Below are 26658 nucleotides of genomic sequence, written 5' to 3' on the forward strand. Positions count from 1 at the left end.
TGGTGGATGGCATGTCGAGGAGGCCGCGGCAGCAGTTGGCGGCCGCTGTCTTGCGCGCCTGAGCAGGGGCAGGCCGATACGGCAGTTGCTTCGCCGGGACGCCTCGGGGAGCATAGCCGCCCCGCTTTCCGGCCTGCCCATGCCCCGCGATCCCGTCCATGCCCGCCTCGAGGAGCTGTTCGTCGCCTATGGCGCCCGCGTCAAGCGGCTGCTGCAGACCTATGGCCTCGACAAGCACGGGATCGATCCGGCCGATGTCGAGCAGGAAGTCCGCATCCGGCTGTGGCATGCCCTTGAGCGTGACCGGTCCGGCGCCTTCCATGCGTCTTATGTGCAGAGGGTGGTCTCAAGCACGGTAATCGATGCCCTCCGGCGGGCCCAGGTTCGCGCCACGGAGCCCTTGCCGGACGATGACGATGAACCGACCGACCTCGGTGAAGGACCGGTCGGCCCCGAGCGCAGCGCCGGGGACGTGGAAAAGATGCAAGGCCTGGAGCGCTGCCTGGCCGAGATTCCCGAGCGGCGGCGATTGCCGATCGCGTTGAACCTGCAGGGTTTTTCCCTGCAGGAGATCGCCGACCTCGCGGGGATTCCCTCGGTCGAGGCGGCAAGGAAACTGGTGTCGCGCGGGATGGATGAATTGAAGACCCGCCTGCGCGATCTGGGTTACGGTGATTTCGAAGACTGAATGCCATGAACGAAATGTCGCTTTCCCGCCTATATCGTCGCCTCGCCGAGCAGCGCCCGGCCTTGCCGGAAGCCGAGCTCGGCCGGCTGCTGCGCGAGCTGCAACCGGAGTCGGAAGCGCTCGCCGCCGAAGTCGCTCGCGTGCAGCGTCCCGCTCATCCGCTGCGCGGACGCGGGGTGCGCGTCGCGGCCGGCGGTCGTCGGCGCGTTGCACCGGCACGCTGGATCGGTGCACTCGCTGCCTGCCTTGCGCTCGCGATCGGCGTGTTCTCGCTGCGCCAGCCGCACGAGCAGCGTTGGAACAACGTTGCCGGCGCGGCGGATTCCATGAGTCCGCCGAGCCAGGTGGTCGCCTCGAACGACCGCATCTTCGCCGCAGGGAACGACGCCGTCGCGCAAGCGCCGGGTGACGAGATCTTCCGCGGGCGCTTCTCCGCCGGCGGCTGAAAAAATAGACTGTCCCGAGCACGTAAGAAGCCCGGCCTTGGCCGGGCTTCGTATTTTCGGGTCTGGCCCAGCCGTGGACGGTCCGGAATGTGAAGTGGGTCACGCGTCCACCGTCGAATCTGCGGCTGAGTCCGGTCGCAATCCTCCCTAGGCTGTCTCCCATCGGCCGTGCGTCGTACGGCCGAACCCCAGGAGAATGCCATGCGTTACACCGAAGCCCACCGCCGCCTGCGCGAGATCCATTGGTTCGATCACGCCGACAGCTACCTCGCCGTGGTGCGCGATGCGTTGCAGGAGGATCCGCAGGACAAGGAATTGCGCGAGCTGATGACAGCGATGGAGAACGCAATCGCCGCGCAGCGCCGCCAGCCGCTGCACTGACCGCACCGATCCCTTCGACTCCGGCCTGCGCCCAGGGCGAACCGGGATCGGGTCGACCCCAATCCGTCCGCGCAGGGCGAGCGGCGAAGGGCGCGAAGTCGAAGCGCGTGCGGCCGCCGCCGATCCCACGTTGCCGAGCGTGCTCGGCCCGATGTGCGCAACGGCGCGAACGGGGAGGAAGGAAGGACGCTACGTCGTTTCCAACGCGCTCGCGTGCTCGCGCGTCGCCGCGAACGTGACGGTCGGCCAGCGTTCCGTCGTCAGTTGCAGGTTCACCCGCGACGGCGCGAGGTAGACCAGTTCGCCGGCGGCATCAATCGCGAGGTTGGTCGCGTTCTTCTCGCGGAACTCCTCCAGCTTCTTCGCGTCCGCACAGCGGATCCAGCGTGCGGTCACCACGCCGACGTTCTCGAATGCCGACTCGACGCCGTACTCGTCCTTCAGGCGATACGCGACCACGTCGAACTGCAACATGCCGACTGCGCCGAGGATGAGATCGTTCGACATTAGCGGGCGGAAGAACTGCGTCGCGCCTTCCTCCGACAACTGTGCGAGGCCCTTCTGCAGCGCCTTCATCTTAAGCGGGTCCTTCAGGCGAGCTCGGCGGAACAACTCCGGCGCGAAGTTCGGGATGCCGGTGAACGACAGCGCTTCGCCCGCGGTAAAGGTGTCGCCGATCGAGATCGTGCCGTGATTGTGCAGGCCGATCACGTCGCCTGGATACGCGGTTGCGACGATCTCGCGGTCCGATGCCATGAAGGTCAACGCATTCGCGATGCGCACCTCCTTGCCCGTGCGCACATGCAGCATCTTCATGCCGGCGTCATAGCGCCCCGAGCACACGCGCAGGAACGCGACGCGGTCGCGGTGCATCGGGTCCATGTTCGCCTGGATCTTGAACACGAAACCGCTGAGCGCTTCCTCGTCCGGCACGACCTCGCGCGAGGTCGTGCCGCGGCTGCGCGGCGACGGCGCGTGCTCGACGAAGAAATCGAGCAGCAGCTGCACGCCGAAATTGTTGACCGCCGAACCGAAGAACACCGGCGTCAGGCGGCCGGCGAGGTAATCGTCAAGATCGAACGGGTGCGACGCACCCTGCACGAGTTCCAGCTCGTCGCGCAGTTCCGCCAGTGCCTCGGCGCCGATGCGCGCCGCGAGCGCGGGATCGTCGAGGCCCTTGAAGATGGTCGAGTCCTGCCGCGTGAAGTTGCGGCCCTGCTCGAAGATGTGCACCTCGTCGAGCAGCAGGTGGTACACGCCCTTGAGGCGCGAACCCATGCCGATCGGCCAGGTGATCGGAGCGCACGGGATCTTGAGGACCGATTCGACTTCGTCGAGCAACTCGATCGGCGCGCGACCTTCGCGATCGAGCTTGTTGATGAAGGTCATGATCGGCGTGTCGCGCAGCCGGCACACGTCCATGAGCTTGATCGTGCGTTCCTCCACGCCCTTGGCGCAGTCGATCACCATCAGCGCCGAATCGACCGCGGTCAGCACGCGGTAGGTGTCCTCGCCGAAATCGGCGTGGCCCGGCGTGTCGAGCAGGTTGACGATCTTGTCCTCGTACGGGAACTGCATCACCGAGGAAGTGACCGAGATGCCGCGCTCCTTCTCCAGCGCCATCCAGTCGGAGGTCGCATGGCGTGCCGCCTTGCGGCCCTTGACCGAGCCGGCCATCTGGATCGCCCCGCCGAACAGCAGCAGCTTTTCGGTCAGCGTGGTCTTGCCGGCGTCTGGATGCGAAATGATCGCGAACGTGCGGCGGCGGCGGGTTTCGGTCAGGTGGTCGGGCATGGCCGTGGGGATGTTGCGGGCAGCCCGCTAGTTTATCAGGGTCGGGCTTGGCCTTCGGCTCTCGGTCCGCACCCCTGCGGTCTGCCTTCCCCTCTCCCGCTTGCGGGAGAGGGCAGGGTGAGGGCGCTCTTGCCGTTCCCTTCGCGTGTTCGCGGACCCGGCTGCTTCGCGAACACCTGTCCACGTCCCTGCAGGTTCGTCCCGCATCCCTGCGGGCCGGTAACTTCTCTTTGCAGTCCAAAGAGAAGTTACCAAGAGAAAAGACACCCCAGCGACCCGGTCAGCGGGCTCCTGCCCGTTGACTGCGCGAGCGGGTTGCGGGCTTCGTTGGCGGTCCATCCATGGACCGCAACGAGCGCGCGCGCATCGTGCGCGCGCCCCTGCAGGCCGGTCCTCCACCCGCTCGCCGGGCCGCAAGGGGACCCCGGTGGAAGAGCGGCGCGCTCCTGCGCGCAGAAGCAGGAGCCAAAGCATCGCGGCTTCCGCCGCTCCCACAAAAGCATGAGAAGTCCCTGTGGGAGCAACTGTCTTCACCCAGTCACAGGCATTTTCCATTCGACCTTGTCGCGCACCATGGCGTTGAGTCGGACGAGCAAGACACGCATGCAGGCGGTAATGGCGACTTTGGCGCACTTGCCCAACTGCCGTAGGCGTTGATAGCGAAGCCTGAAGTCATCTTGTTTGCGAATGACGGACCAGCAAGCCATGTAGAGGACGCGGCGAATGGCGGGCCGCCCGCCGCGGATGCGGCGCTTGCCGGCATGCTGGCCGCTGTCGACGTTATAGGGGGCCAGACCGGCCATGGCCGCGATCTGGCGCCGGTCCAGGCCACCCAGCTCAGGCAGATAGGCCATCAGGCTGGCGGCGGTGACCGGCCCGATGCCCGGGATCGCCTCAAGCCGCTGGCAGAGAGTGCCATCGAGATGACGCTGGGCGAGGACGATGGCCTTGCTGATTGCCCGGATGCGCAGGCGTAGTTCGCCGATGTGTCCCACCAGGTCCGCGTGCGAGACCGGCTCGGTGACTTGATGCAAGCGCCGACGCTCGCTGTCACGCTGCTCGACGAGTTGCTCGCGCCGCTGAACCAGCGCGCGCAGCGCTTGGCGCTGCGGATCCGGCGCGAGCACCGGTGCATTGACGAGTTCAGCCATCCGCGCGAGCAGGGCGGCGTCGATCGCATCGGTCTTCGCCGTGGTGCCCATTGCGATGGCAAAGGCGCGTGCGCGCCGCGGGTTGATGCGTGTCACCGGCCGGCCCGCGTCCATCAGCGCCGCCATGAGCGCACGCTCATAGCCGCCGGTGGCTTCCAATAGGATATTGCCCACGGTTTGACCGTGCAGATACGCCAGCAACTGCGCATGGCCTTCGCCCGTGTTGGGCAGGGCCAGATGCTGTCCTGCCGGCAACACGTACACGGCCAAGCTCGCCTTGGCCACATCGATACCGATCCAGAAGGTCATAAGAGTCCGTAAACTGTGGGGAGGAGAGAGCCGCCTCGTTCCTGCCCACGCTTGTAGAAGTTCGAGCTCAGGCTCGTTCAACTGTTCGGGCTGCGGACGAGGTCGATGTGCGGCCACCCTGGCTCCCACACGTGCTCGAACACTGCGGCCTGTCGGTGTGCCGCACATCGCTCTCCACTCAGACTCTACGACGAAGTGCAGACACAAGCGGCGGAAGCCGCGATCCTCTCGCTCCCGGATCCCCTTCGGCGCCGGTGGACGGCGGACGAGAAGGCCCGCAGGGGCGCGCGCAGGACGCGCGCGCGTTCGCCGCGATGCATGGATGCATCGCGGCGAACCCCGGCCGACGTTCACGAACCTTCCGCGCAGCGGAAGGCGGCGCCGTCGGGGTGTCCTTCTCTTTGGTTTCTTTCTCTTAGACAAACACTGCGCCGCAGGAGCGGCGCGAACAGCGAAGCTGGCCCGAAGGGCGGAGGGCAGGATGCCCGGAGTCACAGAAAGAAACCGGCCCGCATGGATGCGGGACGAACATGCACGGATGCGGGACGGGCTCCGCGAAATGGTAGTCGCGGCAAAAGCACATATGGTCAATAGATATATGAGACGTATAGACGTCTAAATGTCTATTGACGAAACAGCCGCGCCGAACTAGAGTGCCCCCACTGCTCATCAAGACCGGTCGAGGGACAGGCCCGACGACACCGGGGCAACCAGCGGATCCACGGGAACGTCCCGTGCTCCGTCAGGTGCCAACTCCCGCGGGGACGCGCCGTCGCGCGATCCGCCGAGAGATGAGCTGCGACATCGCCCGGCGCATCGCTGCGCCGGCGTCGACGCAGCGCACTCCGGTTTTCCCGCAGCCGATGGGCACGACCGGAGAACCGCGATGAGCCTGCAAGCCGAAGCCCGTTCCAACGTTGCCGATTCGATCCCTGCGGCGATCGCGCCGCACATCGATGCGGCGTTCGATGCGCTGTTCGCGCCTTCCGCGAACAGCGCGCGCATCGGTGAGTCCGTGGTGCGCCTGCAGCCGGAGCACGCCGACGGCATGCGCGACGTGCGCGTGCGCTGGTCCCTGTGCGGAGCCGTCGATGGGCCGCTGGTGATCGTGCAGGGCGGCATTTCAGCCGACCGCCACGTCGCCGCGAACGGTCGCGAATCCGGCTGGTGGAACGACATCGTCGGCGACCGCTGCGCGATCGACCTGCGATGTCGGCGCGTGCTGTCGATCGACTGGCTCGCGCGTGCCGACCTCGGCGACGCGCTCGCCGTCAGCACCGACGACCAGGCCGACGCGATCGCTGGCGTGCTCGACGTGCTCGGCATCCGGCGCGCGCAGGCGTTCGTCGGCGCGTCCTACGGCGCGATGGTCGGACTCGCATTCGCGGCGCGCCACGCCCGGCGCCTCGAGCGCATCGTCGCGGTCGCCGGCGCGCACCGCGCGCATCCGCTCAGCATCGCCGTGCGCAACATCCAGCGCGAAGTCGTGCGCCTCGGCGCGCGCCTCGGCGACACCTCCGCCGGCCTCGATCTCGCGCGTCGCCTCGCGATGACGACGTACCGCGGCGAACGCGAATTCGCCGAACGCTGCGCCGAGGCGCCGCACTTCACAGACGGGCGCTTCCGCTTCGCCGAGGAACCGTGGCTCGCCGCAGCCGGAGCGAGCTTCGCCCAGCGCTTCGACGCGGAGCGCTACCTCTCATTGTCCGAATCGATCGACCTGCACACGATCGAGCCAGAAGACGTGCGCGTGCCGACGACCCTGATCGGCATCGCCTCCGATCGCGTGGTGCCGCTCGCCGACCTGTGCGAGCTGCAACGCCGCTGCGGCGCTCGCGCGACCCTGCACGTGATCGACTCGCGCTACGGCCACGATGCGTTTCTGAAGGAGCCGGCGCAGCTCGGCGCATTGCTGAACGAAGCCCTCGACATTCCCGGAGCCTGAAATGATTCCATCGCCCTGTACCCGTGCCGTGCGCGCCGGGATCGAATCCGACCTGCAGCACGGCGCCGTGGTGCCGCCGCTGCACCTCAGCACCAATTACACGTTTGCCGGTTTCGGGCGCAAGCGTGCCTACGACTACTCGCGCAGCGGCAATCCCACCCGCGATCAGCTCGCGAACGCACTTGCCGAGCTGGAGCGCGGTGCCGGCGCGATCGTCACCGCGAGCGGCATGGCCGCAGTCGCACTGGTGCTGGAACTCGTTCCCGCCGGCGGCCTCTTGCTCGCTGCGCACGACTGCTACGGCGGCACCTGGCGCCTGCTCGATGCATGGGCGAAGAAGGGTCGCTTCCGTGTCAAGTTTGCCGATCTCACCGATCCGGCACGCCTCGCCGAAGGACTCGCGCAGTCGCCCGACCTGGTGTGGGTCGAGACGCCGTCCAACCCGTTGCTGCGCATCACCGACGTGCGCCACGTCGCGCAGGCGGCGCATGCGGTCGGCGCTCGCTGCGTGGTCGACAACACGTTTCTTTCGCCCGCGCTGCAGCAGCCGCTCACGCTTGGCGCCGACATCGTCGTGCACTCGACCACCAAGTACATCAACGGCCACAGCGACGTGGTCGGCGGGGCGGTCGTCGCGCGCGATGCCGACACTACGCAGCAACTCGCGTGGTGGGCGAACTGCCTCGGCCTCACCGGTGCGCCGTTCGACAGCTTCCTGACCCTGCGTGGCCTGCGCACGCTGGTGCCGCGCCTGCGCGCGCACGAGGAAAACGCCGCGCGCATCGCCGCCTTGCTCGATGCGCATCCACAGGTCGCGCGCGTGTACTGGCCTGGCCTGCCGGGGCATCCTGGGCACGCGCTCGCCGCGCGCCAGCAGAGCGGCTTCGGTGCAATGCTGAGTTTCGAACTCGACGGTGGTGCGCCTGCGATCGAGGCCTTCCTCGACGGCTTGCAGTTCTTCTCGCTGGCCGAATCGCTCGGCGGCGTCGAAAGCCTGATCGCGCACCCGGCGACGATGACGCATGCGTCGATGGCGCCGGATGCGCGCCGCAAGGCGGGCATCGGCGATGCACTGCTGCGCGTGTCGGCCGGCATCGAGGGCGGTGCCGACCTGTGCGCGGATCTCGAAGCCGCACTTGCGCGCGCAGCGCTCGCCTGCAAGCGTCGGGTGCCTGCATGAACGCGCTGCCGAAATTCGTCGCCGCCAGCGGCGGCAGTGCGCTGGTGTTGTTCGGTACCGGCGTGGTCGGCTCGGCGTTGCTTCGTCTGCTGGCGACGCCCGCCGCCAATGGGCTGCATCTGGTCGGCGTCGCGAACTCGCGCATCCAGCACGTCAATGCGCGGGGCGTGGTGCCCTCGCAGGCGTCGCGCCTCTTGCGCACGGCGCCCGCACCGCGTGCGGACGAGATCCTGCTGGCCACGCTTGCGGGCAGCGGCGCGACGCAGCGCATCCTCATCGATGCGACGGCATCCGAGACGGTTGCCGCGCGCCACGCCGGCTGGCTTGCGCACGGCCATCACGTCGTCAGCGCGAACAAGGCCGTGCTTGGCGGCGCGTACGCCGGGTTTCGCGACCTGCGTCGTGCGGGCGCCTCCGGCGACGCCGTCTACGGCGACGCCGCGACGGTCGGTGCGGGCCTGCCGGTGTTGTCGACCTTGCGCCGCCTGCGGGAGTGCGGCGACCAGCTTCTCGCGCTCGAAGGCGTGTTCTCCGGCACGCTGTCGTGGCTGTTCAACCACTACGACGGCTCGCGCCCGTTCTCCGGGCTGGTGCGCGAAGCGCGCGCCCTCGGTTACACCGAACCCGACCCGCGCATCGACCTCGCTGGCGTCGATGTCGCGCGCAAGCTGCTGATTCTCGCGCGCAGCGCCGGCCATGCGATCGACACCGGCGAAGTGGCGATCGAGAACCTCGTGCCGGACGCACTGCGCGAGGTCGATGTGGACACGTTCCTGGCCCGCCTGCAGGAATTCGATGACGTGCTCGAAGCGCGTCGTGCGGCCGCCGCACGCGCCGGTCGCGTGCTGCGTTACCTCGCACGCATCGACGACGAAGGTGTCGCTCGCGTCGGCCTCGCCGAAGTCGGATCGACCCATCCCGCAGCGCGCCTCGCCGGCACCGACAACCTGTTCGCGCTCACCACCGCACGCTATCGCGCGCAACCGCTGGTGATCAGCGGACCCGGCGCGGGTCCCGAAGTCACCGCGCAGGCGCTGCTCGGCGACCTGCTGGCGATCCAGGCGCGTGGGGAGCGCCGCTAGCGCGGTTGCCCGCGCGGACTGCGCTGCAACTCAGCGTGTCACGGCGTCTCGTTCCGGCGGCGCATCCCCGGCGCGAACCGCCAGCGGCCGCACGTCGTTGACCAGGTGCATCAGGAACAAGCCGGGTTGCTCCTGCATCATCAGGTGTGCCGAATCGTCGAACCAGAACATGCGCTTGTGCGGCGCATGCAATTTCGCGAACCAGCGCGCGGCGACCTCGTTCGACGTGGTGTAGTCGTGGCGGCCATTGAAGAGGAAAATCGGACAGGAAAATCGCGTGTTCTTGCCGAAATCGGTGGCCGCCATCGGCGCCAGCAGATGTTCGAGCGAGAACAGGCCACCCTGGTCGATCGCGCCGAGTTCCTCGTTGCTGTAGTCGGGAGACAGCTTGCGCGCGTCGTCGAACGGTTTGTATTCGGTGCGACCCCAGGCGAGACCCCCGAAGTACATCGTCCACTTGCGTTGCGCGCCGATGCGCTCGATCGTCAACTTGTCCGGATCGCCGGGGTAGGGCGCGAGCGCTTCCAGCTCCCGCACCGCGGTCGCGTTGCCCTGCGTGCGTGCCTGTTCGAGCGCCCAGCGATAGCCGTCTGCTTCGCTGCGCGGCGAATCGGCGATCTGGCCGGCGCCGAGGTAGGCATGCAGCCATTGCGGATGGCGTCGCGCGACTTCTTCGCCGACGATGCTGCCCCACGAGTGGCCGAGCAGGAAGATCTTCTGCTTGCCATAGCTCGTGCGCAGGTAGGCGATCATCGCTTCGGCATCGCCGACCATGCCGTCGATCGTCATGCCCGGCGCCATCGCCTCGCGCGTGTTCGAGGCGAATGTCTTGCCCGCGCCGCGCTGGTCCCACTGCACTACGGTGAAGAAATCCTCCCACGGCCGCTGGTAACCGTACGACTCGACCATCTCGACCGAACCGGGGCCGCCGTGCAGGTAGAGCAGGATCGGATTGCGCCGGTCGTTGCCGCGCACCGAAATCCACTGCTTGATGCCGTTGATCTCGACCGCCTTCAGTTCCTGCACGCCGTACGGCGACAGGATCTGGCGGCTCTGCGCGATGATCGCGCGCGCGTCATCGCGGCCGAAGGGCTTGTCAGCGGCGTGGGTCGCACTGGACAGGGTCAGCAAGGCAGCCAGGGTGAGAGGCACGGATCGCTGCATGAAGTTCCTCCTCAATGCGGGCAGCGACTGCCGTTGCATAGCCGGGCCCGCTCGACTCGCGGCGCACGGGCGGACAAGCTCAGCTCCACTCCGCAGGGGTTTGTATCACTCCTTGCGGATATCGATGTCGCCACTGAACGTCTCGAGCTTGACCTGCCCGCTGCCGCTGCCGGCGGTGGCCTCGAGGCTGCTGCCGGGACCGTGTTCGGGTTCGGTCACGCTGCCGAAGTCGCTGCGGATGCGGCCGCTGAAGGTCGAGGCGTTGAGGCGCGCCGATGCATCCGCGGGCAGGTACAGGTGGACGTCGCCACTCATCGTCTCGACGTCGATGCGCGCGCTCGCGTCCGGCTTGCCGCGCAGGGTGATGTCGCCGGACACGGTGCCGGCGGTGACCTCGCGGTAGCCCCCGTTCTCGGCGTCGATGTCGCCGGAGACGGTCTCGAACTTCACCGTGCCGGCGAGGCCGCGCGCGCGGATATTGCCGGACACGGTTTCGACGTGTGCACGTTCGGCGCCGCCGCTCACCTCGATGTCGCCGCTGACGCTGTCGAGCTCGAGCTCCTTCGCACCGCTGTCCAGGCGCAGCTTTCCGCTGACGCTGTCGACATTGAGCGTGCGGCCGGCGACGCCGCTGAGGCTGACATCCGCGCTGACCACTTCAATCTTCATCTCGGCGCCCTTCGGCACCTTGATGTCGAGCAGGCTGTCGCCCATGCGCGTGTCGGCACCCCAGCTGAACCAGCCTTGTTTGTCCGGTGCTTCGACCTTGATGCTGAGGCGATCGCCGCTGCCTTCGACCGAGAGCTTCTTGGCGCCGTCGCCGAGGGTGCCGCTGATCGCGACTTCGGACTTGTCCCAGCCGCTGACCGTGACCGAGCCCTTGATGTTCGATACGTCGATGCGAGCGGTCGCATTCACCGCGCGCGTTTCGTTGATCGGCGTGCCGGCATGGGCGGCAGCGAGTGCGCCGAGCAGGGCGAGCGACAGGATGGTGAGGGTGGTCTTCATGACGGGGCTCCTGTCATCAGCCGGCGCGGGCGCCGTAGTGTTCGAGTTTCATGCGGCGAGCATTGGTGCGGTTCAGCAGGCTGACCAGGAAAACTGCATCGGGTCGCTGTTCGAGCGCCTGTTCGAGTTCGGCATGCGCGGAGTCGAGTACCACCGCGGCCCCGACCAGGCGCGGATCACCGTCCGGCGCGCGCGCGAAATCGCGCGCATCCGCAGGCGAAACGCGGCTCGGCATCGGCATGCTCCGGTTGGCGCTGAGCGTCGCGTCATCGGGCGTCCGCAAGACCGCAATGCCGGCGCCGAGCGCGATCAGCACGCTCGCCGCGGCGGCGAGCGGCAGCCAGTTGCGGTGCGCGGAGCGACGCGGTTGTGTCTCGGCCGTAGCGATGCGCGCGGCGATTCCAGGCCACAGGTCCACCTGCGGCATCCGCGGGGTGTTCATCTGGCGCAGTCCGCGCTGGGTTTCGAAATCATTCATGGTGTGTTCTCCAGCGATCGTCCCGATCGTGAAACAAGAGCGGCCGTACTATCCGCATTCCTCAGTCAACTCTTGCGATCGTCCTGATCACGAAACAAGGGCGGCCGTCCTGGCCGAACCTCAATCAGCCCTTGCGATCTTCCGTGATCGCCAACTATCCCAGCATCCCACGCAGCAAACCGCGCGCGCGATGCAATTGCGCCTTCGACGAACCGACCGCCATGCCGAGTTCGCGGCCGATCTCGTCGTGCTTCCAGCCTTCCACATCATGCAGCACCAGCACCGCGCGTGCGCGCGGCGGCAGTTTCGCCACTGCCTGCTCGAGGTCGGCGCGCTCACCGGCGCAGAAAGGGGTGACCGGCTCGCTCGCTGCTTCGAGCACGCCGTCCTCGACCGTGTCCTCCGGATCGCGCGCGCGAAGGTCCATCAGCGCGACATTCACCGCGAGGCGATGCAGCCAGGTCGAGAACGCGCTTTCGTGGCGGAAACTGTCGAGTTTTTGCCAGGCGCGCACGAACGCTTCCTGCGAGAGTTCCTGTGCGCGCGCCTCGTTCATGCCGGACAGGCGCCAGACCGCGCCGTGCACGCGCGCGGCATGGCGGCGATAAAGCGCCTCGAACGCACGCATGTCGCCGGCCGCGGCGCGGCGCACCAGCTCGGTATCCGGCGATTCGGCAACCGCTTGTGCGCGTGGCGCATCGATCATCGGCAGGGGCATGGCAAGGCAAGCGTTCATCTTGCCAGCTTGGATGCGGGGAGGGAGGGGTTCGGTTTAAAGCCGGCCGCTTCGCGCGACGAGGCAACACCATCCCCGCCCGACCCTCCCCTTGAAGGAGAGGGCCGCACGCGCGGGAAGTTCCGCAGCCCTCGGGGATCGGAGGCCTGCGATACCGAGGCGCGAACTCAACCCGCCGCCACTTTGCGCGCGGGCGCGTCCGCGTCGGCGAGCGCATCGGCCACGCGCCGCTGCTCGACGCGCAGGCGCTCCGGCGTGCGCGTGCCGAACGAGTCGAGGTAGTGGCCGATGTCGGCGACTTCCCTGGCCCAGCCTTCGACGTCGACATCGAGCAGCTCGTCGAGCGCGCGCGCGTCGATCGACAAGCCTTCGACGTGCAGGTCGCCCTTGCGCGGCACGTATCCGATCGGCGTTTCGGTCGCGTCGGCGACGCCCTTGCAGCGGTCGATGATCCACTCCAGCACGCGCAGGTTGTCGCCGTAGCCCGGCCACAGGAACTTGCCGTCGGCGCCCTTGCGGAACCAGTTGACGTGGAAGATCTTCGGCAGTTGCGCGCCGGCCTTGTCGAACGACAGCCAGTGCGCGAAGTAGTCGCCGTAGTTGTAGCCGCAGAACGGCTTCATAGCCATCGAGTCGCGTCGCAGCACGCCGACCGCGCCGGTCGCGGCGGCGGTCGTCTCCGAGCCCATCGCGGCGCCGACCAGCACGCCGTGCGCCCAGTCGTGCGCTTCGAACACGAGCGGCACCAATGAAGGCCGGCGTCCGCCGAACACGATCGCCGAGATCGGCACGCCCTGTGCGTCTTCCGCGTGCGGCGACCAGCTCGGGCACTGCTTCGCCGACACGGTGAAGCGCGAATTCGGGTGCGCGGCGGGGCCGTGCTTCGCATCGAACGGTCGACCCTGCCAGTCGGTGACCGGCGCGCCATGCGGCAGGCCTTCCCACCAGGGCTGGTTGTCCGCGGTGACCGCGACGTTGGTGAAGATCGTGTCGTGCGAGATCGTCTCCATCGCGGTCGGATTGGTCGAACGACTGGTGCCGGGCGCGACGCCGAAGAAACCGGCTTCGGGATTGATCGCGTACAGGCGACCGTCCTTGCCCGGGCGCATCCAGCAGATGTCGTCGCCGATAGTCCACACCTTCCAGCCAGCCTTGCGGTAACCCTCGGGCGGAATCAGCATCGCGAGGTTCGTCTTGCCGCACGCGGACGGGAACGCCGCGGCGATGTAGTGCGTCTCGCCCTGCGGATTCTCGATGCCGACGATCAGCATGTGCTCGGCGAGCCAGCCCTCCTGGCGCGCCTGCCACGATCCGATGCGCAGCGCGTGGCACTTCTTGCCGAGCAGCGCGTTGCCGCCGTAGCCGGAACCGTACGACTTGATCGTGAGCTCTTCCGGGAAATGCATGATCCAGCGGCGCTCGGGATCGAGTTCGCCGATCGAATGCAGGCCCTTGACGAAGGTGCCTTCCTTCTCGATGCGCGCGAGCGCCGGCGCACCCATGCGCGTCATGATGCGCATGTTCGCGACCACGTACGGCGAATCGGTGATCTCCACGCCACAGCGCGACAGCGGGGAATCGATCGGACCCATGCAATACGGGATCACGTACAGCGTGCGTCCCTGCATGCAGCCGTCGAACAGCGCATCGATCTTCGCATGCGCCTCGGCCGGAGCCATCCAGTGATTGTTCGGGCCGGCGTCTTCCTCGTTCTTCGAGCAGACCAGGGTCAGGTGCTCGACGCGCGCGACGTCGGACGGATTCGAGCGGTGCAGGGTACAGCCCGGGTGCGTGTCCTGGTTGAGCTCAATCAGGACGCCGTCGGCGAGCATCTCGGCGCGCAGGGCGGCGTTCTCGGCGGCGGAGCCGTCGCACCATCGGATGCTTTCGGGTCGGGTCAGGCGGGCGACGGTGTCGACCCAGTCATTCAGGGCTTTGAGCTTGCTGGCCATGGTCTCCGGGCGCAGGCGCCCGCGGGGGAAAGGGAGTGTCGGGACGTTAGCGGCGGTGTACCGCTCATGCAAGGCGGCCCGCCGCATGTTGCGCCGCATCGCATCGCTTGATCGCGCGGGGAAAATTCCCGCGCACCGCGCAGCGCTTGGATGTAATCGTTTTCAGCCCATGCGGCGCGCGGCACTCGCGATGTCCGCGCAGGCCGGTTCGAGCAATGGGGCGGGGTCGGCTGCGGCATTCGGCCGCAGGGGTGGTGTCGAAGGGGCGGCGGCAATTTTTCCGGCTCACGCGCGTCGATTCCGCAAACATCCGCGGGGAGTTGGCGGTCCCGATTGCCTTCGCATCGATAAAGAACCTGATAACGCCCGTCCGCGTGCGGCTGTTCCACTGCGCGCCGTCGACGCACGCTCCCGTGCGTCGCACTTCGAGGAGCACGCCATGAGCCAATCCACGCGCCACATCGTCCAGACCCCTTCCGGTCGCATCGCCTACGTCGAACAGGGCAGTGGCCCGGTGGCCCTGTTCGTGCACGGCGTCCTGCTCAACGGCTATCTCTGGCGCCACCAGCTCGCACAACTGTCCGATGCGCGCCGCTGCATCGCGCCGGACCTGCTCGCGCACGGCGACACCGAAATCGCGGCCGACCAGGACGTGTCGGTCACCGCCAACGCGCGCATGCTCGCCGAATTCCTCGACGCGCTCGACATCGATCAGGTCGACCTCGTCGGCAACGACAGCGGCGGCGGCATCGCCCAGATCTTCGCCGCGACGTATCCCGGACGCGTGCGCAGCCTCGCATTGACCAATTGCGACACGCACGACAACTGGCCGCCCGCGGCGTTCAAGCCGTTCCTCGAGATGGCTGCAGCCGGCGGCTTGCGGGGCGCGCTCGGCGCGATGCTCGCGGACAAGTCGGTCTACCGCGCGGAGTCCGCGCTGGGTCCTGCCTACGAACGCCCGGCCGAGGTGGCCGACGAGACGATCGACCGCTATCTCGAGCCGCACTTGCGCAGTGCGCAGCGCACGCGCGACCTCGAGCGGTTCCTCGCCGAATTCGATCCACTGCACACGCTGCGCGTCGAAGCGGGCCTGCGCACGTTGCGCGCACCGACCTTGATTGCATGGGGCACCGACGACATCTACTTCGATGTTTCGTGGTCGCGTTGGCTCGCCGACCTGATCCCGGGCACGCGCAAGCGCGTCGAGTTCGACGGCGCGCGCATCTTCTTCCCGGAAGAACGCGCGGGCGATTTCAACAAGGAGCTGCGTGCACACTGGCTGGCCGCGGCGTGATGCGGGCGACATCCACATTCCATCGGAGACGAACATGAACACCGCAAGCAACAAAGCCGACGCATTCCATGCCCTGCACGTGCGCGGACGCCCGTTCGTCCTGCTCAACATCTGGGACCCCGGCAGCGCGAGCGCGGTCGCCGCCGGCGGCGCGTCCGCACTCGCGACCGGCAGCTGGTCGGTCGCCACCGCGCACGGCTATGCGGACGGCGAGAAGGTGCCGCTCGATCTCGCGCTCGACAACCTGCGCCGCATTGTCCAGGCGACCACGCTGCCGGTCAGCGTCGACCTCGAAAGCGGCTACGGCGCCGACGAATCCGCGGTCGCGGCGACGGTCGTGCGCGCGATCGAAGCCGGCGCGATCGGCTGCAATATCGAGGACAGCCATCCTGGCGACGGCACCCTGCGCGATATCGACGCGCAGGTGCGTCGGCTGCGAGCCGCGCGCGCGGCCGCGGACCGCCACGCGCAGCGCTTCTTCATCAACCTGCGCACCGACGTGTTCTTCCAGCAGGGCGTCGCGCATGACGACGAAGCAGTCGCGCATGCCCTCGAGCGCGCACGAGCGTATGCCGATGCGGGCGCCGACGGACTGTTCGCGCCCGGCCTCGCCGATGCCGCGTTGATCGAGCAGCTCGCCACCGATTCGCCGCTGCCGCTCAACATCATGGCCAGCGGCAACACGCCACCGCTCGCCACGCTCGCGCGCTGCGGCGTCGCGCGCGTGAGCCATGGGCCGGGTCCGTACGTGCAGGCTATGCAGGCGTTGCAGGCACGGGCGCGCGAGGTGTATGCGGCGGCGTAGGATGCAGGAACGCGCCCTATGCGATCCGCGCCGCGCCGGCGTGCAAGCGCCAGAATGCGCGATGATTCCGGCCTCGGCCCCGGCCTCAGGGACCCGCAGCCCTCGGGCGCGCTGCCGTGCGAGCATTCCATGACCGGCTTCCGCATCGAGCCCCTCCTCCATACGCGGACCGTCACCGTTCGGGACACGGTCTGCGACGGCAGCGGCGAACACGCCGCCGGGGCGGCATGGTGCGCGCAGCCGCATCTCGTGTTCCCGTACCGCGGTCTGTTCGTGCGCCACCAGGGGCAGGAACTCGCTGTCGCCGAGGCGGGGCAGGTGCTGCTGTCGAACGCATGCGCCGACTACGGCACGCGCCATCCGGTTCCTGGCGGCGACGCGAGTCTCATCGTGCACGTCGAGGAATCCATGCTGCGCGAAGTCACCCCGCGTGGCTTGCTGCGCGACGGCGAGGCCATCCGGTTCGATCCGTTGCGCCTGCGCATCGACGCGCGCGCGCAGGCGCTCGTCGCGATGCTGCGCCATGGCCTGCGTGAAGCGATCGCAGAGCCGCTCGAAGCGGAAAGCCTTGCGCTCACCCTGGTGCAACGCTCGCTCGGGCCGCGCACCGCACATGCGGCCGGCTCCAGCAGCGGCAGGCAGCGCCTCGCCGACCGCACCAAGCTCGTCCTCGCGAGCGACCTCTCACGCCGCTGGACGCTCGCCGAGATCGCCGCCGAGATCGGCGTCTCGCCGGTCTACCTCACGCAGGTGTTCCAGCAGGTCGAAGCGATGCCGTTGTACCGCTACCAGCTGCGCCTGCGCCTCGCGCGCGCGCTCGACCGCATCGGCGACATCGATGACCTCGGCCAGCTCGGCTTCGAACTCGGCTTCTCCAGCCACAGTCACTTCAGTGCCGCATTCCAGCAGGCCTACGGCCGTTCTCCATCGGAGTTCCGCGAAGCGGTGATCGCGCGACGGCGGCGCGATCCTTGAGGGTGCGCCGTGCGCGATGGTTGCGCCACGACAGGTTGCTAAAGATTCCGACAGCACCTCGTCCGCTTCCGGAGCACACTGTTCATGCCATCCACCCGACAGGAGATCCGCCATGACCCAGAAAACCTGTGCTGCCTGCGATTGCGCGCTCGACGACAGCGCAATCAACGTGAAACTCGGCGGACGCACCGTCGAAGTATGTTGCGAGGAATGCGCGACGAAACTCAAGGAAGCATTCGTCTCGGCATCGTCGAAGGAGTGAGCGAAGCGCCCGATCGGAGGTGCGAGCGCACGGGATGGGCTTGCATGACCGGGAATCGCTGGTTCGACTCGACTGGCGCGCCGTCTCATTTGCGCAGGCGCTTGAGGATCTCCTCGCGCGCCTCGCGCAGGATCGAGTCGCGGTCGAGGCTTTCGACGATTTCGGTGACCACGCGCTTCGGGCCGAGTTCGCCCCACGATTTGCCGGCGACGAGGTACTTCTCGGCGGCGCGGCCGACGAGTTCGGTCGCGTACCAGGCGAGTGCGCCTTGCGCGCCCGCGGTCACGACGGTCGAGACGCCGGCGCTGAGTCCCTTCAGTGCGGACGCGACGAGGTGCACGCCCCAGATCGCACCCATCAGCGCGGCGAGTTGCGCGGTGATGACGGCGATCAGGGTGCCGGCTTCGGTTTTCGTCAGAGGCAGTCCGTAGACGCGGCCGAGGTGCATGACGAGCGCCGCGTCGAGCGCGCCGGCGGTGAGCAGGTCGGCGACCGGGATCGGATTCAGCGCGACCGCGAGCGCCTTCGCGATGCAGTACTGGCGGATGACGGTGCCGGCCAGTTCGCGGCGTGCATCGGCGATGCGCGTGCCGACCTGGTCCGCGACGCGACCCGCAAACAGGCTCGCGTTGAGGGCGGCGAGGGTCTTGCCTTCGCGTTCGACCACTGCAGTGAGGCGCGTGCGCAATGCATCGAGATAGGGCACCTGCTCGACCAGTTCGGCGTGTTCGACGCCGTCGACGTCGACGCGCAGGCGCTTCAGCGGTGCCGGCTGCGCCGCGATCGCGACGACATCTTCCGCGCGCACGATGCCGGCCGCGTGCTCGCGCAGTCGTTCGAGCAGGCGCTCGCGCTCGTCCTCGCCGTAGCGGTCGGCCTTGTTGAGTGCCAGCAACAAGGGTCGCTCGGTGCGCGCGAGCAGGGCGAGCGCATCGCGTTCGCGCTGGGTCATGTCACCGTCGACGACGAACACGACCAGGTCGCTGACGCCGGCGACGTCCCAGGCGAGTCGTTCGCGCGCTTCGCCGTCGAGTTCGTCGATGCCGGGCGTGTCGATCAGGTGCACGCCGCTGTCGGCGACCTGCTGCCAGCGTCGCTGGCCCGCTTCGCGCGTCGTGCCGTGCAGCACGCCGACGGTGAATGCGTCCTCGCCGAGCAACGCATTCGCGAGCGCGGACTTGCCGACGCTGACGCGACCGAAAACCGCGATGTGCAACTCGCCGCGCTCGAGCTTGCCGAGCATCGCTTCGAGCCGTGCGAACTCGGCGGCGAGGCCGGTGCGGATCGCGCCGGGGATCTGCGGATCGTCGAGCAGCGCGCGCAGGCTTTCGGTCGCCTGCGTGCTGTGCAAGTTTCCACCGCTTGCTCGTGACGGCACGGCGTCGTGCGCCGAGCCGAACGGATGACGGACGCGGCGCCAGAGTGAGGCGAGTTCGATCATCGGTGGGCCCGACCCTGTGGGGGCGGCATCAGCCGCAATGTGTTTTCCGCTTTCGGCCCCCGGCCCTCGAGAGCATCGCGGCTTCCGCCGCTCCCACCGGGCCGAGGTTTCTGAGTGGTCGCGGCGGACGACGCAACGCGTTCCCGCCCTCGGGCCTCAGGCCGCAGTCTCAAGGGCATCGCGGCGGAAGCCGCTCCTGCATCGAGGCGAGCGGTGTCACTTTGCGTTCAACACGAGGTGCCCGTGTACCGGCACGTCCGCGCCGACGTCGGTCCAGTCGCTGCCGGCGCCGAGGCCGAAGTCCGCGCGCTTGAGAGTGGTGTCCACGTCGAGCGTCGCCGTGTTGCCGCTTTCGGCGAACGCCACCTTGAGCGTGACCGGCTTGCTCTGGTCGCGGATCGTCAGCGTGCCCTGTGCGGTGACGCTGCCGTCCGCTCCCTTGGCGAACGACGAGGTGGTGAAACGCGCCTTGGGGAACTTCGCGATTGCGAAGAAGTCGCTGCCCTTGAGCGTGTGGTCGCGCTCGGCGCTCGCCGTGTCGGCACTGGCGAGGTCGATGGTGACATCGAATTTTGAGGTGGCGAGGTCGGCTGCGTCGTAGGCGATCGTCGCATCGAACTTCTTGAATGACCCGGAGAATGCCTCGTTCTGGTAGCTGCCCTTGAAGCCGAGCGTGCTCTTCGCGGCATCCACGTTCCAGTCGTGTGCGAATACGGCGGCAGGCAGCAGCACCGCGGTGGCGAGGATCAGCGTGCGCATGGGGATGGCTCCTTCGATCAGGGGGTGCGCGCGATCGAATCGCGGCGGCCCGGCAGCATACGACGCAGCACGTCGTCGCGGTTGAAGAAATGGTGAACGAGCGCGGCGGCGGCGTGGCCGGCGGCAACGAGGACCAATGCCCAGAAGAGCCACTCGTGCGCTTCCTTCGCGATTTCCTTCAGGCCGGGTTCCGCGCCGCCGGTCAGGCTCGGCATCTGCACCAAGCCCCACCAGTACAGCGGGCGCAGCGCGGTCGCCGAGTCGAACAGCCAACCCGACAGCGGCACCGCGAACAGCAGGCCGTAGAGCAGTGCATGGCCGATGCGCGCGGCGAGCACCTGTCCCCGCGGCATCGACGCCGGTTCCTCGGGGCGGCGGTCGAACAGGCGCCATCCGAGGCGCAGCAGCGCGAGCAGCAGGATCGTCAGGCCGAGCGATTTGTGGAACGTGAAATACGGGATCACGCCAGGTCTCTTCGGCAACTCGACCATGACGAGGCCGAGCGTTCCCTGCGCGAGCAGCAGCAGCACGATGGTCCAGTGAAATGCCTTGGCGAGACTGCCCCACTGCATCGCGTCGCTCTTCAGGCGCATCTCACGGATCTCCGGATTGGTCGGCGGCATCGCGGTCGCGGATGCCCTCGATTTCGAACCTCAGCTCGACCGCAGCGGCGACCACGTCCTTGTAGCGATCCATCCCGAACATCAAGCGATCGAGCGTTGCACTCGCCGAGAAACCGGCTTTCCGCTTGAACGCGTAGGGGTCGGTGCCGACGCGATTGAACGTGACGTCGAGGTCGAGCGGCTTCTTCACGCCGCGGAAATCGAGCTCGCCATGCACGCGCGCATGCGTCGCGTCGCGCGGCTCGATCGTCGTGCTGACGTAGCGCGCGGTCGGCCAGCGCGCTGCGTCCAGGAACTGACCGGAGGCGACCATCGCGTTCCACTTGGGTTCGCCGAGGTCGACGCTGGCGAGGTCGATGACGACATCGACCCTTGCGCTGGTCCAGTCCGCCGGATCGAAGCGGAACCAGCCGTCCTTGATGCGCAGGCGCCCTTGCGGTTTCGAGAAGCGCTGGTGATCGGCCGCGAACCACACCTGGCTGTGGACCGGATCGAACCGATAGACGTCGGCATCGGCGTGGACCCTGCGCGGCGGGCCGAACAAGGCGACCGCGAACGCGATGCCCGCGGACGCGAGCACCGTGCGGAGGGACAGCGGGGCGGGTCGGAGCGACATGCCCCCAGCTTGGCAAAAACACCGCGCACGCGCCAGCGCCGTGCGGTGAACGCTGCGTTTCCACGCGTGTGCGGCAGGCGACGCTTCGCCGCGACGGTTCGCAAGCAGGCGGCGGGCCAAGGCCCACCCTACGTGTCGTTTCCGGTCCGCTCGCGTGTGGCGTCGAGGGTTACGCGTGCGATGCGTTCGAGGCGCTCGCGCGCAGGCGCTGCGAGCAAGGCGCGCACGCGCGTCTCGATGTCGGCGACATCCAGCGTCGCGTGCGCGGCGAGCGTCTCGGTCAGGGCATGGCCGAGGCTGTCGAACACCAGTCCGTAGGCGATCGCATGCAGCGCGCCGCCGCCGAGCGTGCCGAGTCCCGGGAATGCCTTCAGCGCGTTGCCGGCGATCGCCAGTACCAGAGCGGTCGTATTGCGAACGGTCAGGCCGATGCGCGCGAGCAGGCCCTCGACATCGAGTTCGCGCACGGCGACGCCGTGGATGCGCGCCAGATCGCGCACCAGCGCGGTGCCGAGCGCGCCCTGGATCAGCAGGTCGCTGCCCGGTGCGACCGCGGCGAGCGCGCCGACCACCGCGCGGCGCGTGTACTTGGCGATCGCCGCATCCGATTCGCGCGCCGCGGTCGCGCGCGCGAGTTCGTCGCCGCGGCGTCCGACTTCGGCCAGCACCGCCGCTTCGCGCGCGGGTTCCAGCGCCGTCGCGCCGCGTGCGGTCAGCGCGACCAGAGCATCCTGCAGCGGTGCGATGTCGGGCACGCGTTCGCGCTCGACCTTCTCGCGTCGCCCGTCGGCGAGCGTGCGCTCGTAGCGTTCGCTGCCGCCGGCGCTGATCGCGAGTACGGCGCGCACGCGTTCGTCGTAGCGAGCCCGGAAGCGTTGCAGCAGTGCGGCGCGCTCGTCCTCGCGGTACTGGTCCGACTTGTTCAACACCAGCAGCAACGGCTTGCCGAATCCGGCCAGCCAGCCCAGCTCCGCATCCTGCGCGCGGGTCAGGTCGGAGGCGGCGAGATAGACCACCGCGTGTGCGCGCAGTGCTTCGTCACGCGCGAGTTGCTCGCGCACCGTGCCGTCGACCTCGCCGCTGCCGGGCACGTCGGCGAGCACGAGTTCGCGGCCATCGGCGAGCAGGCCGCGATGGTGGTCGACGTGGCGCGTGGTGCCGCCGCGCGCGTCGATCTCCGGCGCCGCTTCCGGTGCGAGTGCGCGGATCAGGCTCGACTTGCCGGTCGAGATCTCGCCGAAAAGCGCCACGTACACCTCGCCGCTGGCGTGGCGTCGATCGAGTTCGGCCAGCTCGGCTTCGAGCGCAGCGGTCTCCGCCTTGCGTTCGCGCAGATGGTCGATGCGCGCTTCGACCTGGGGCCGCGTGATCGCGACCGGCGGCGGCGCGGAAGTCGTGCGCGCCGGTCGCGCGAGCCGCCACAGCAGCCAGCCGATTGCGGCGACGCCAAGTGCGGCGGTGGCGAGCAACGGAATGCGCAGCCACAGCGGCAGTTCGACCAGCCGCTGGTAGAACTCGAGCAGGCTGTTCAAGGTCGCCACGACGAGGCCAAGCAGCAGCGCCGCGCCGATCGCCAGAGCGGCGAACAGGATGAGGCGAAGCGGCAGGCGCGGTTTTGGCATGGCGCGATTCTAGTGGGATTGCGAAACCGGATCGCAGAGCTCGTCCCGGACGTGATCCGCGGTCGCGAACGGAGACTCTGGCGGCACTGGCGCGCAAGGCTGCACCTTGCCCCCGCGGCATGGCAGTATCCGGAACCGGGAGGGACTTCATGCGCCGGTTGCTCGCACTGTTGTTCGCCATGCCGACCGCGGCGCTCGCGGCGGCGCCACCGGCGCCGCCGCAGTTCGTGTCGCTCGGAGTCGCCGACGGGTTGCCGTCGAGCCTCGCCTACAAGGCGGTGCAGGACCACGACGGCTTTCTCTGGTTCGGCACGCAGGACGGCCTGGCGCGTTACGACGGCGTCGGTTTTCGCGTGTTCCGCCACGATCCCGCCGATCCGGCCTCGCTCACCTCGAACGACATTTCCGCCTTGCTGGTCGATCGTGACGGGCGTTTGTGGTGCGGTGGCGAGGCGTCGGGCCTCAATCGGCTCGAGCCGGACGGCAAGACGTTCACCCATTGGACGCATGTGGCGAACGACTTGCGCACACTCGGCAGCAACGACCTGTTCGCGATCGAGCAGGACCGGAGTGGCGCGATCTGGGTCGGAACGTATCTGGGCGGCCTCAACCGGCTCGAAGCGGACGGCAGTTTCCTGCATGTCGATCACGACGCCGAGGATCCCGCGAGCCTGCGCTCGAGCAGCGTGTACGCGTTGCGCGCGGATGAGCAGGATCGCCTCTGGATCGGTTCGGAGGAGGGGCTCGACGTGCGCGAGCCGCAGGGACGGATCGTGCACGTCGAATTGCCGCCGATGGCGCAGCGCGCCGGCCCGCCGGTCGTTATGGCGTTCCTGCCCGGACGCGACGGCAGCATGCTGGTCGGCACGCGCAAGGGCCTGTTCCGCGTCGATTCGCAATTGCACTATGAGGAAGAGGTTGCAGCGACGACGCCGCCGCTGATGGTGTCTTCGATGGCGCGCGACGACGATGGCGGACTCTGGCTCGGCCTGCTGAATGGACTCGCGCACTTCGACGCGCGCGGCGTCACGCGTTTCAGCACCGAGGAGGCCGCGCCCGGCGCGTTTCCCGGGACGCGCACGATGGACATCCTCGCCGGCCATGAAGGCGGTCTGTGGTTCTCGGTCTACGACGGTGGCGTCGCGCACCTGCCGCCGCATTGGCGCAATTTCGCCGCGTTCCGGCATGTACCCGGCGACCCATCGAGCCTCAGTCGTGCCCGCGTACGTGCGCTCGCGGTCGATGGCGAACGCGCGGTGTGGGTGGCCGGCGGCAGTGATGGACTCGACCGTATCGATCGCAGGAGCGGCGTGGTCGAGCGGTGGGCCGAGCGCCTGCACGTCGCCGGCAAGCGCCTCAACGCAGTGCTGCCGGACGGTGATCGTCATGTTTGGGTCGGCACGGCCGGCGGCTTGCAACGCCATGCGCTCGACGGCAATGCGGCGGACGAGATTCCGGTTGACGTCGCGCGCGCCGATGCCTTGCCGCAGGGGCAGATCGAACAGCTGACGCGCGCGGCCGACGGCAGCGTGTGGGTGGGCGTGCGCGGCGGCGGCATCGCGCGCATCGCCGGCGAGCCTCCGCGCGTGGTGCGCCGCTACACCGTCGCCGATCACACCATCGACGACGCCGACATCAGCGGGCTCGCGCTCGACGCCGGCGGCGCGCCGTGGCTCGCGACCGCCAGCGGCATTGAGCGGCTCGTCGACGACCACTTCGAGGCGCTTGCCGGCGGGCCGAAGGAACCGATCCACGCGCTCGCGTTTGCGCCGGACGGCTCGCTCTGGATGCATCGCCTCGGCATACTCGAACGCTACCGCGTCGACAACGGCGTGATGCTCGTGCAGCAACGTTTCGATGCGGCCAAGGGCTGGCCGAGCCTGCAGGTGCATGCGCTCGCGGTCGCCGAGGATGGCTCGGTCTGGGCGACGTCGCCGCGCGGGCTCTGGCATGTCGAGCCGCAGAGCAAGTCGATCCGTCGCTTCAACGTCCATGATGGCTTGCCGAGCCAGGAGTTCATGCCCGGCGCGCTGGCAAGGGCCAGCGACGGCACCCTGTTCCTCGGCACGCTTGGCGGCATGGTCGCCTTCGATCCTGCGGCGCTGCGCTTCGACACACCGCCGCCCACGCTGCGCGTCACCGCGGTTGACCTGCAGCGCGGTGACGAGCGCGTGCATCTCGATCCCGCGCTGCCGATCGAATGGCGTCGCGGCGACGCGAACCTGCGTGTCGAGGCGCGCGCGTTGAGTTTCGCGAACACGGCGTCGAACCGTTATCGGTTTCGCCTCGACGGCATCGATCGCGACTGGGTCGAGGCGGACAGCGGCGAGCGCAGCTGGTCGCAGCTGCCGGCCGGCGAATATCGCCTGCGCATCGCCGCGACCAATGCCGCCGGCGTGGATGCCGAGCTGGCGCAGCCGCTGGTGATCCGTGTCGCCCGCGCACCGTGGTTCACGCCGGTCGCGTATGCGCTGTATGCGCTCGCGGTCCTGCTGGCGCTGCTGCTCGCCCTGCGCACCTATCGGCAGCGTGTGCGTCGCCGGCACGCGGTCGCGCTCGGCGAGGAACGACGGCGCGCGGCCGAGCAGGTGGCCGAGGCGAAGTCTTCGTTCCTCGCCACCATGGGCCACGAGATCCGCACGCCGATGACGGGCGTACTCGGCATGAGCGAATTGTTGCTCGGCACGACGCTCGACGAGCGCCAGAAGGGTTATGCGAACGCGATCTACCAGTCCGGCCAGATGCTGCTGCGACTGGTCAATGACAGTCTCGACATCGCGCGCATCGACGCCGGCAAGTTCGTGCTCGACGACCAGCCGCTCGATCCAGCCGCGCTCGCGCGCGAGGTGATCGAACTCGACCAGCCACTGGCGCAGCGCAAGGGCATCACGCTCAGCCTGCATGTCGCCGCCAATGTCCCGGCGCAGATCTGGGGCGACGCGTTGCGCATCCGCCAGATCCTGCTCAACCTGCTCGGCAATGCACTCAAGTTCACCGAGCGCGGCAGCGTCGAGCTGTCGCTGCTGCGTTTCGGCGATCGCCTGCGCCTGCGTGTCGCCGACAGCGGCCCGGGCATGAGCGACGAACTGCGCACGCGGCTTTTCAACCGTTTCGAGCAGGCCGAAGGCGTCACCCGTCGCCACGGCGGCAGCGGCCTCGGCCTGGCCATCTGTCGCGAGCTGAGCGCACTGATGGGCGGCACGATCAGCGTCACCAGCGTGCCCGGCGAGGGCAGCGTGTTCAACGTCGACCTGCCGATCTACGAGGCACCGACGATCCACACGCGCGCACACGCCGCGCATGCCCCAGCCGGCAAGCTGGCCGCGATGGACGTGCTGCTGATCGAAGACGACGCGACCGTCGCCGAGGTCATCGTCGGCTTGCTGGCACGCCTCGGTCACCGCACGACGCACGTCACGAACGGACTCGCCGCCATGGCCGAACTGAAGGCGGCGCGCCACGAGATCGCCCTGGTCGATCTCGACCTGCCCGGCATCGACGGCCTGCAACTGGCGCGCCTGCTGCGCGCGGGTGGACACCTGCTGCCGCTGGTCGCGGTCACCGCCCGTTCGGTCGGCGACGAGGAAGCACAGATCCGCGCCGCCGGCATGGACGCGTTGTTGCGCAAGCCCCTGACCAGCGAAATGCTCGGCAACGCGATCGCCGCCGCCATCGCCGACCGCTCCGAGGCGGTCGCGGCCTGATGCTCCCGGAGGCCGGAGTCGACGGACCTTGCCGGAATCGCAGGCGGTTCGAGGCCGCTCGCTGCCGCTCAACCCGAACGGACAAATGGCCCCGTTCGTCCTGAATACACGCCTGGAGCAAATCCGTTCGTACAGAGCGCCGGCCTGAAAGGCCGGAGCCGGAGGACCTTGCCTTGCCGGATGGGCGGACGTTTCGACTTCACTCGCCGACGCTCGCAGCGATCGATGCGAACGGGCGGGAGT

Annotated in this window: 23 protein-coding genes and 1 riboswitch; of the genes, 11 read left to right on the forward strand and 12 right to left on the reverse strand. The window is 68.3% G+C overall.

The window, feature by feature from the left end; genetic code table 11:
- The first annotated feature begins 139 nt into the window (after positions 1 to 139).
- From ACILRJ_RS08140 to ACILRJ_RS08150, 3 genes are all read left to right on the forward strand, one after another.
- Positions 140 to 688, forward strand: coding sequence for an RNA polymerase sigma factor (locus ACILRJ_RS08140; protein ID WP_395682235.1), 549 nt, complete (start codon positions 140 to 142; stop codon positions 686 to 688).
- Between the two features lie 5 nt (positions 689 to 693).
- Entirely contained in the window at positions 694 to 1134 is a 441-nt protein-coding gene (locus ACILRJ_RS08145; RefSeq protein WP_395682237.1) for a hypothetical protein, read from the forward strand.
- Positions 1135 to 1335: 201 nt separating this feature from the next.
- The gene (locus ACILRJ_RS08150) at positions 1336 to 1515 is read left to right on the forward strand and encodes a hypothetical protein (RefSeq protein WP_395682239.1); all 180 of its coding nucleotides are present in this window, start codon (positions 1336 to 1338) and stop codon (positions 1513 to 1515) included.
- Between the two features lie 189 nt (positions 1516 to 1704).
- Here the strand turns inward: ACILRJ_RS08150 and ACILRJ_RS08155 are convergent, their stop codons facing one another.
- Positions 1705 to 3309 (reverse strand): peptide chain release factor 3, encoded by a 1605-nt coding sequence (locus ACILRJ_RS08155; RefSeq protein WP_395682241.1) that lies wholly within the window; start codon positions 3307 to 3309, stop codon positions 1705 to 1707.
- A gap of 530 nt (positions 3310 to 3839) precedes the next feature.
- Positions 3840 to 4769, reverse strand: coding sequence for an IS110 family transposase (locus ACILRJ_RS08160; protein ID WP_395680195.1), 930 nt, complete (start codon positions 4767 to 4769; stop codon positions 3840 to 3842).
- 663 nt (positions 4770 to 5432) lie between these two features.
- A riboswitch (SAM riboswitch) is annotated at positions 5433 to 5567 on the forward strand.
- Positions 5568 to 5655: 88 nt separating this feature from the next.
- Between ACILRJ_RS08160 and ACILRJ_RS08165 the strand changes: the two genes are divergently transcribed.
- Genes ACILRJ_RS08165 through ACILRJ_RS08175 form a run of 3 tightly spaced genes read left to right on the forward strand, consistent with a single transcriptional unit; the run spans position 5656 to position 8976 of the window.
- Positions 5656 to 6714 carry a homoserine O-succinyltransferase gene (locus ACILRJ_RS08165; protein ID WP_395682243.1) on the forward strand — a complete coding sequence of 353 codons (1059 nt, stop codon included), beginning with the start codon at positions 5656 to 5658 and terminating at the stop codon, positions 6712 to 6714.
- 1 nt (position 6715) lies between these two features.
- Complete coding sequence (metB, locus tag ACILRJ_RS08170; RefSeq protein ID WP_395682245.1) at positions 6716 to 7894, forward strand: cystathionine gamma-synthase; 1179 nt, start codon at positions 6716 to 6718, stop codon at positions 7892 to 7894.
- Positions 7891 to 8976 (forward strand): homoserine dehydrogenase, encoded by a 1086-nt coding sequence (locus ACILRJ_RS08175; protein WP_395682247.1) that lies wholly within the window; start codon positions 7891 to 7893, stop codon positions 8974 to 8976. Before metB ends, ACILRJ_RS08175 begins: the two co-directional genes overlap by 4 nt.
- 30 nt (positions 8977 to 9006) lie before the next feature.
- Here the strand turns inward: ACILRJ_RS08175 and ACILRJ_RS08180 are convergent, their stop codons facing one another.
- The 5 genes from ACILRJ_RS08180 to ACILRJ_RS08200 form a co-directional block, all read right to left on the reverse strand.
- Positions 9007 to 10140 (reverse strand): alpha/beta fold hydrolase, encoded by a 1134-nt coding sequence (locus tag ACILRJ_RS08180; protein ID WP_395682249.1) that lies wholly within the window; start codon positions 10138 to 10140, stop codon positions 9007 to 9009.
- Positions 10141 to 10245: 105 nt separating this feature from the next.
- Entirely contained in the window at positions 10246 to 11148 is a 903-nt protein-coding gene (locus tag ACILRJ_RS08185; RefSeq protein WP_395682251.1) for a DUF4097 family beta strand repeat-containing protein, read from the reverse strand.
- 16 nt (positions 11149 to 11164) lie between these two features.
- Entirely contained in the window at positions 11165 to 11626 is a 462-nt protein-coding gene (locus tag ACILRJ_RS08190) for a hypothetical protein (RefSeq protein ID WP_395682253.1), read from the reverse strand.
- 154 nt (positions 11627 to 11780) lie between these two features.
- Complete coding sequence (locus ACILRJ_RS08195) at positions 11781 to 12344, reverse strand: RNA polymerase sigma factor (protein WP_395682255.1); 564 nt, start codon at positions 12342 to 12344, stop codon at positions 11781 to 11783.
- A gap of 185 nt (positions 12345 to 12529) precedes the next feature.
- Positions 12530 to 14314 carry a phosphoenolpyruvate carboxykinase (GTP) gene (locus ACILRJ_RS08200; RefSeq protein ID WP_395682257.1) on the reverse strand — a complete coding sequence of 595 codons (1785 nt, stop codon included), beginning with the start codon at positions 14312 to 14314 and terminating at the stop codon, positions 12530 to 12532.
- 439 nt (positions 14315 to 14753) lie between these two features.
- Between ACILRJ_RS08200 and ACILRJ_RS08205 the strand changes: the two genes are divergently transcribed.
- The 4 genes from ACILRJ_RS08205 to ACILRJ_RS08220 all read left to right on the forward strand — a co-directional run bounded on the left by ACILRJ_RS08205 (position 14754) and on the right by ACILRJ_RS08220 (position 17650).
- Positions 14754 to 15608 (forward strand): alpha/beta fold hydrolase, encoded by an 855-nt coding sequence (locus tag ACILRJ_RS08205; RefSeq protein WP_395682259.1) that lies wholly within the window; start codon positions 14754 to 14756, stop codon positions 15606 to 15608.
- Between the two features lie 34 nt (positions 15609 to 15642).
- Positions 15643 to 16413, forward strand: coding sequence for an isocitrate lyase/phosphoenolpyruvate mutase family protein (locus tag ACILRJ_RS08210; protein ID WP_395682261.1), 771 nt, complete (start codon positions 15643 to 15645; stop codon positions 16411 to 16413).
- Positions 16414 to 16542: 129 nt separating this feature from the next.
- Positions 16543 to 17388: a helix-turn-helix transcriptional regulator gene (locus tag ACILRJ_RS08215; RefSeq protein ID WP_395682263.1), complete on the forward strand. Its 846-nt coding sequence runs from the start codon at positions 16543 to 16545 to the stop codon at positions 17386 to 17388.
- A 112-nt stretch (positions 17389 to 17500) separates the two neighbouring features.
- The gene (locus ACILRJ_RS08220) at positions 17501 to 17650 is read left to right on the forward strand and encodes a hypothetical protein (RefSeq protein ID WP_395682265.1); all 150 of its coding nucleotides are present in this window, start codon (positions 17501 to 17503) and stop codon (positions 17648 to 17650) included.
- An 85-nt stretch (positions 17651 to 17735) separates the two neighbouring features.
- Here ACILRJ_RS08220 and ACILRJ_RS08225 read toward each other — a convergent pair whose 3' ends face one another.
- The 5 genes from ACILRJ_RS08225 to ACILRJ_RS08245 form a co-directional block, all read right to left on the reverse strand.
- Positions 17736 to 19088: a DUF697 domain-containing protein gene (locus ACILRJ_RS08225; protein WP_395683062.1), complete on the reverse strand. Its 1353-nt coding sequence runs from the start codon at positions 19086 to 19088 to the stop codon at positions 17736 to 17738.
- A gap of 219 nt (positions 19089 to 19307) precedes the next feature.
- On the reverse strand, positions 19308 to 19850 hold the full coding sequence (locus tag ACILRJ_RS08230) for a YceI family protein (protein WP_395682267.1): 543 nt from the start codon (positions 19848 to 19850) through the stop codon (positions 19308 to 19310).
- Positions 19851 to 19867: 17 nt separating this feature from the next.
- On the reverse strand, positions 19868 to 20443 hold the full coding sequence (locus tag ACILRJ_RS08235) for a cytochrome b (RefSeq protein WP_395682269.1): 576 nt from the start codon (positions 20441 to 20443) through the stop codon (positions 19868 to 19870).
- A gap of 1 nt (position 20444) precedes the next feature.
- A complete protein-coding gene (locus tag ACILRJ_RS08240) occupies positions 20445 to 21089 on the reverse strand; it encodes a YceI family protein (protein WP_395682271.1) in 645 nt (214 codons plus the stop codon).
- Positions 21090 to 21217: 128 nt separating this feature from the next.
- On the reverse strand, positions 21218 to 22711 hold the full coding sequence (locus tag ACILRJ_RS08245) for a GTPase (RefSeq protein ID WP_395682273.1): 1494 nt from the start codon (positions 22709 to 22711) through the stop codon (positions 21218 to 21220).
- Positions 22712 to 22860: 149 nt separating this feature from the next.
- On the opposite strand from ACILRJ_RS08245, the gene ACILRJ_RS08250 reads away from it, so the two are divergent.
- Positions 22861 to 26415, forward strand: coding sequence for a two-component regulator propeller domain-containing protein (locus ACILRJ_RS08250; RefSeq protein ID WP_395682275.1), 3555 nt, complete (start codon positions 22861 to 22863; stop codon positions 26413 to 26415).
- The last annotated feature ends 243 nt before the right edge of the window (positions 26416 to 26658 follow it).

The sequence above is a fragment of the Dokdonella sp. genome, from assembly GCF_044227025.1.
GTDB lineage: Bacteria > Pseudomonadota > Gammaproteobacteria > Xanthomonadales > Rhodanobacteraceae > Dokdonella_A.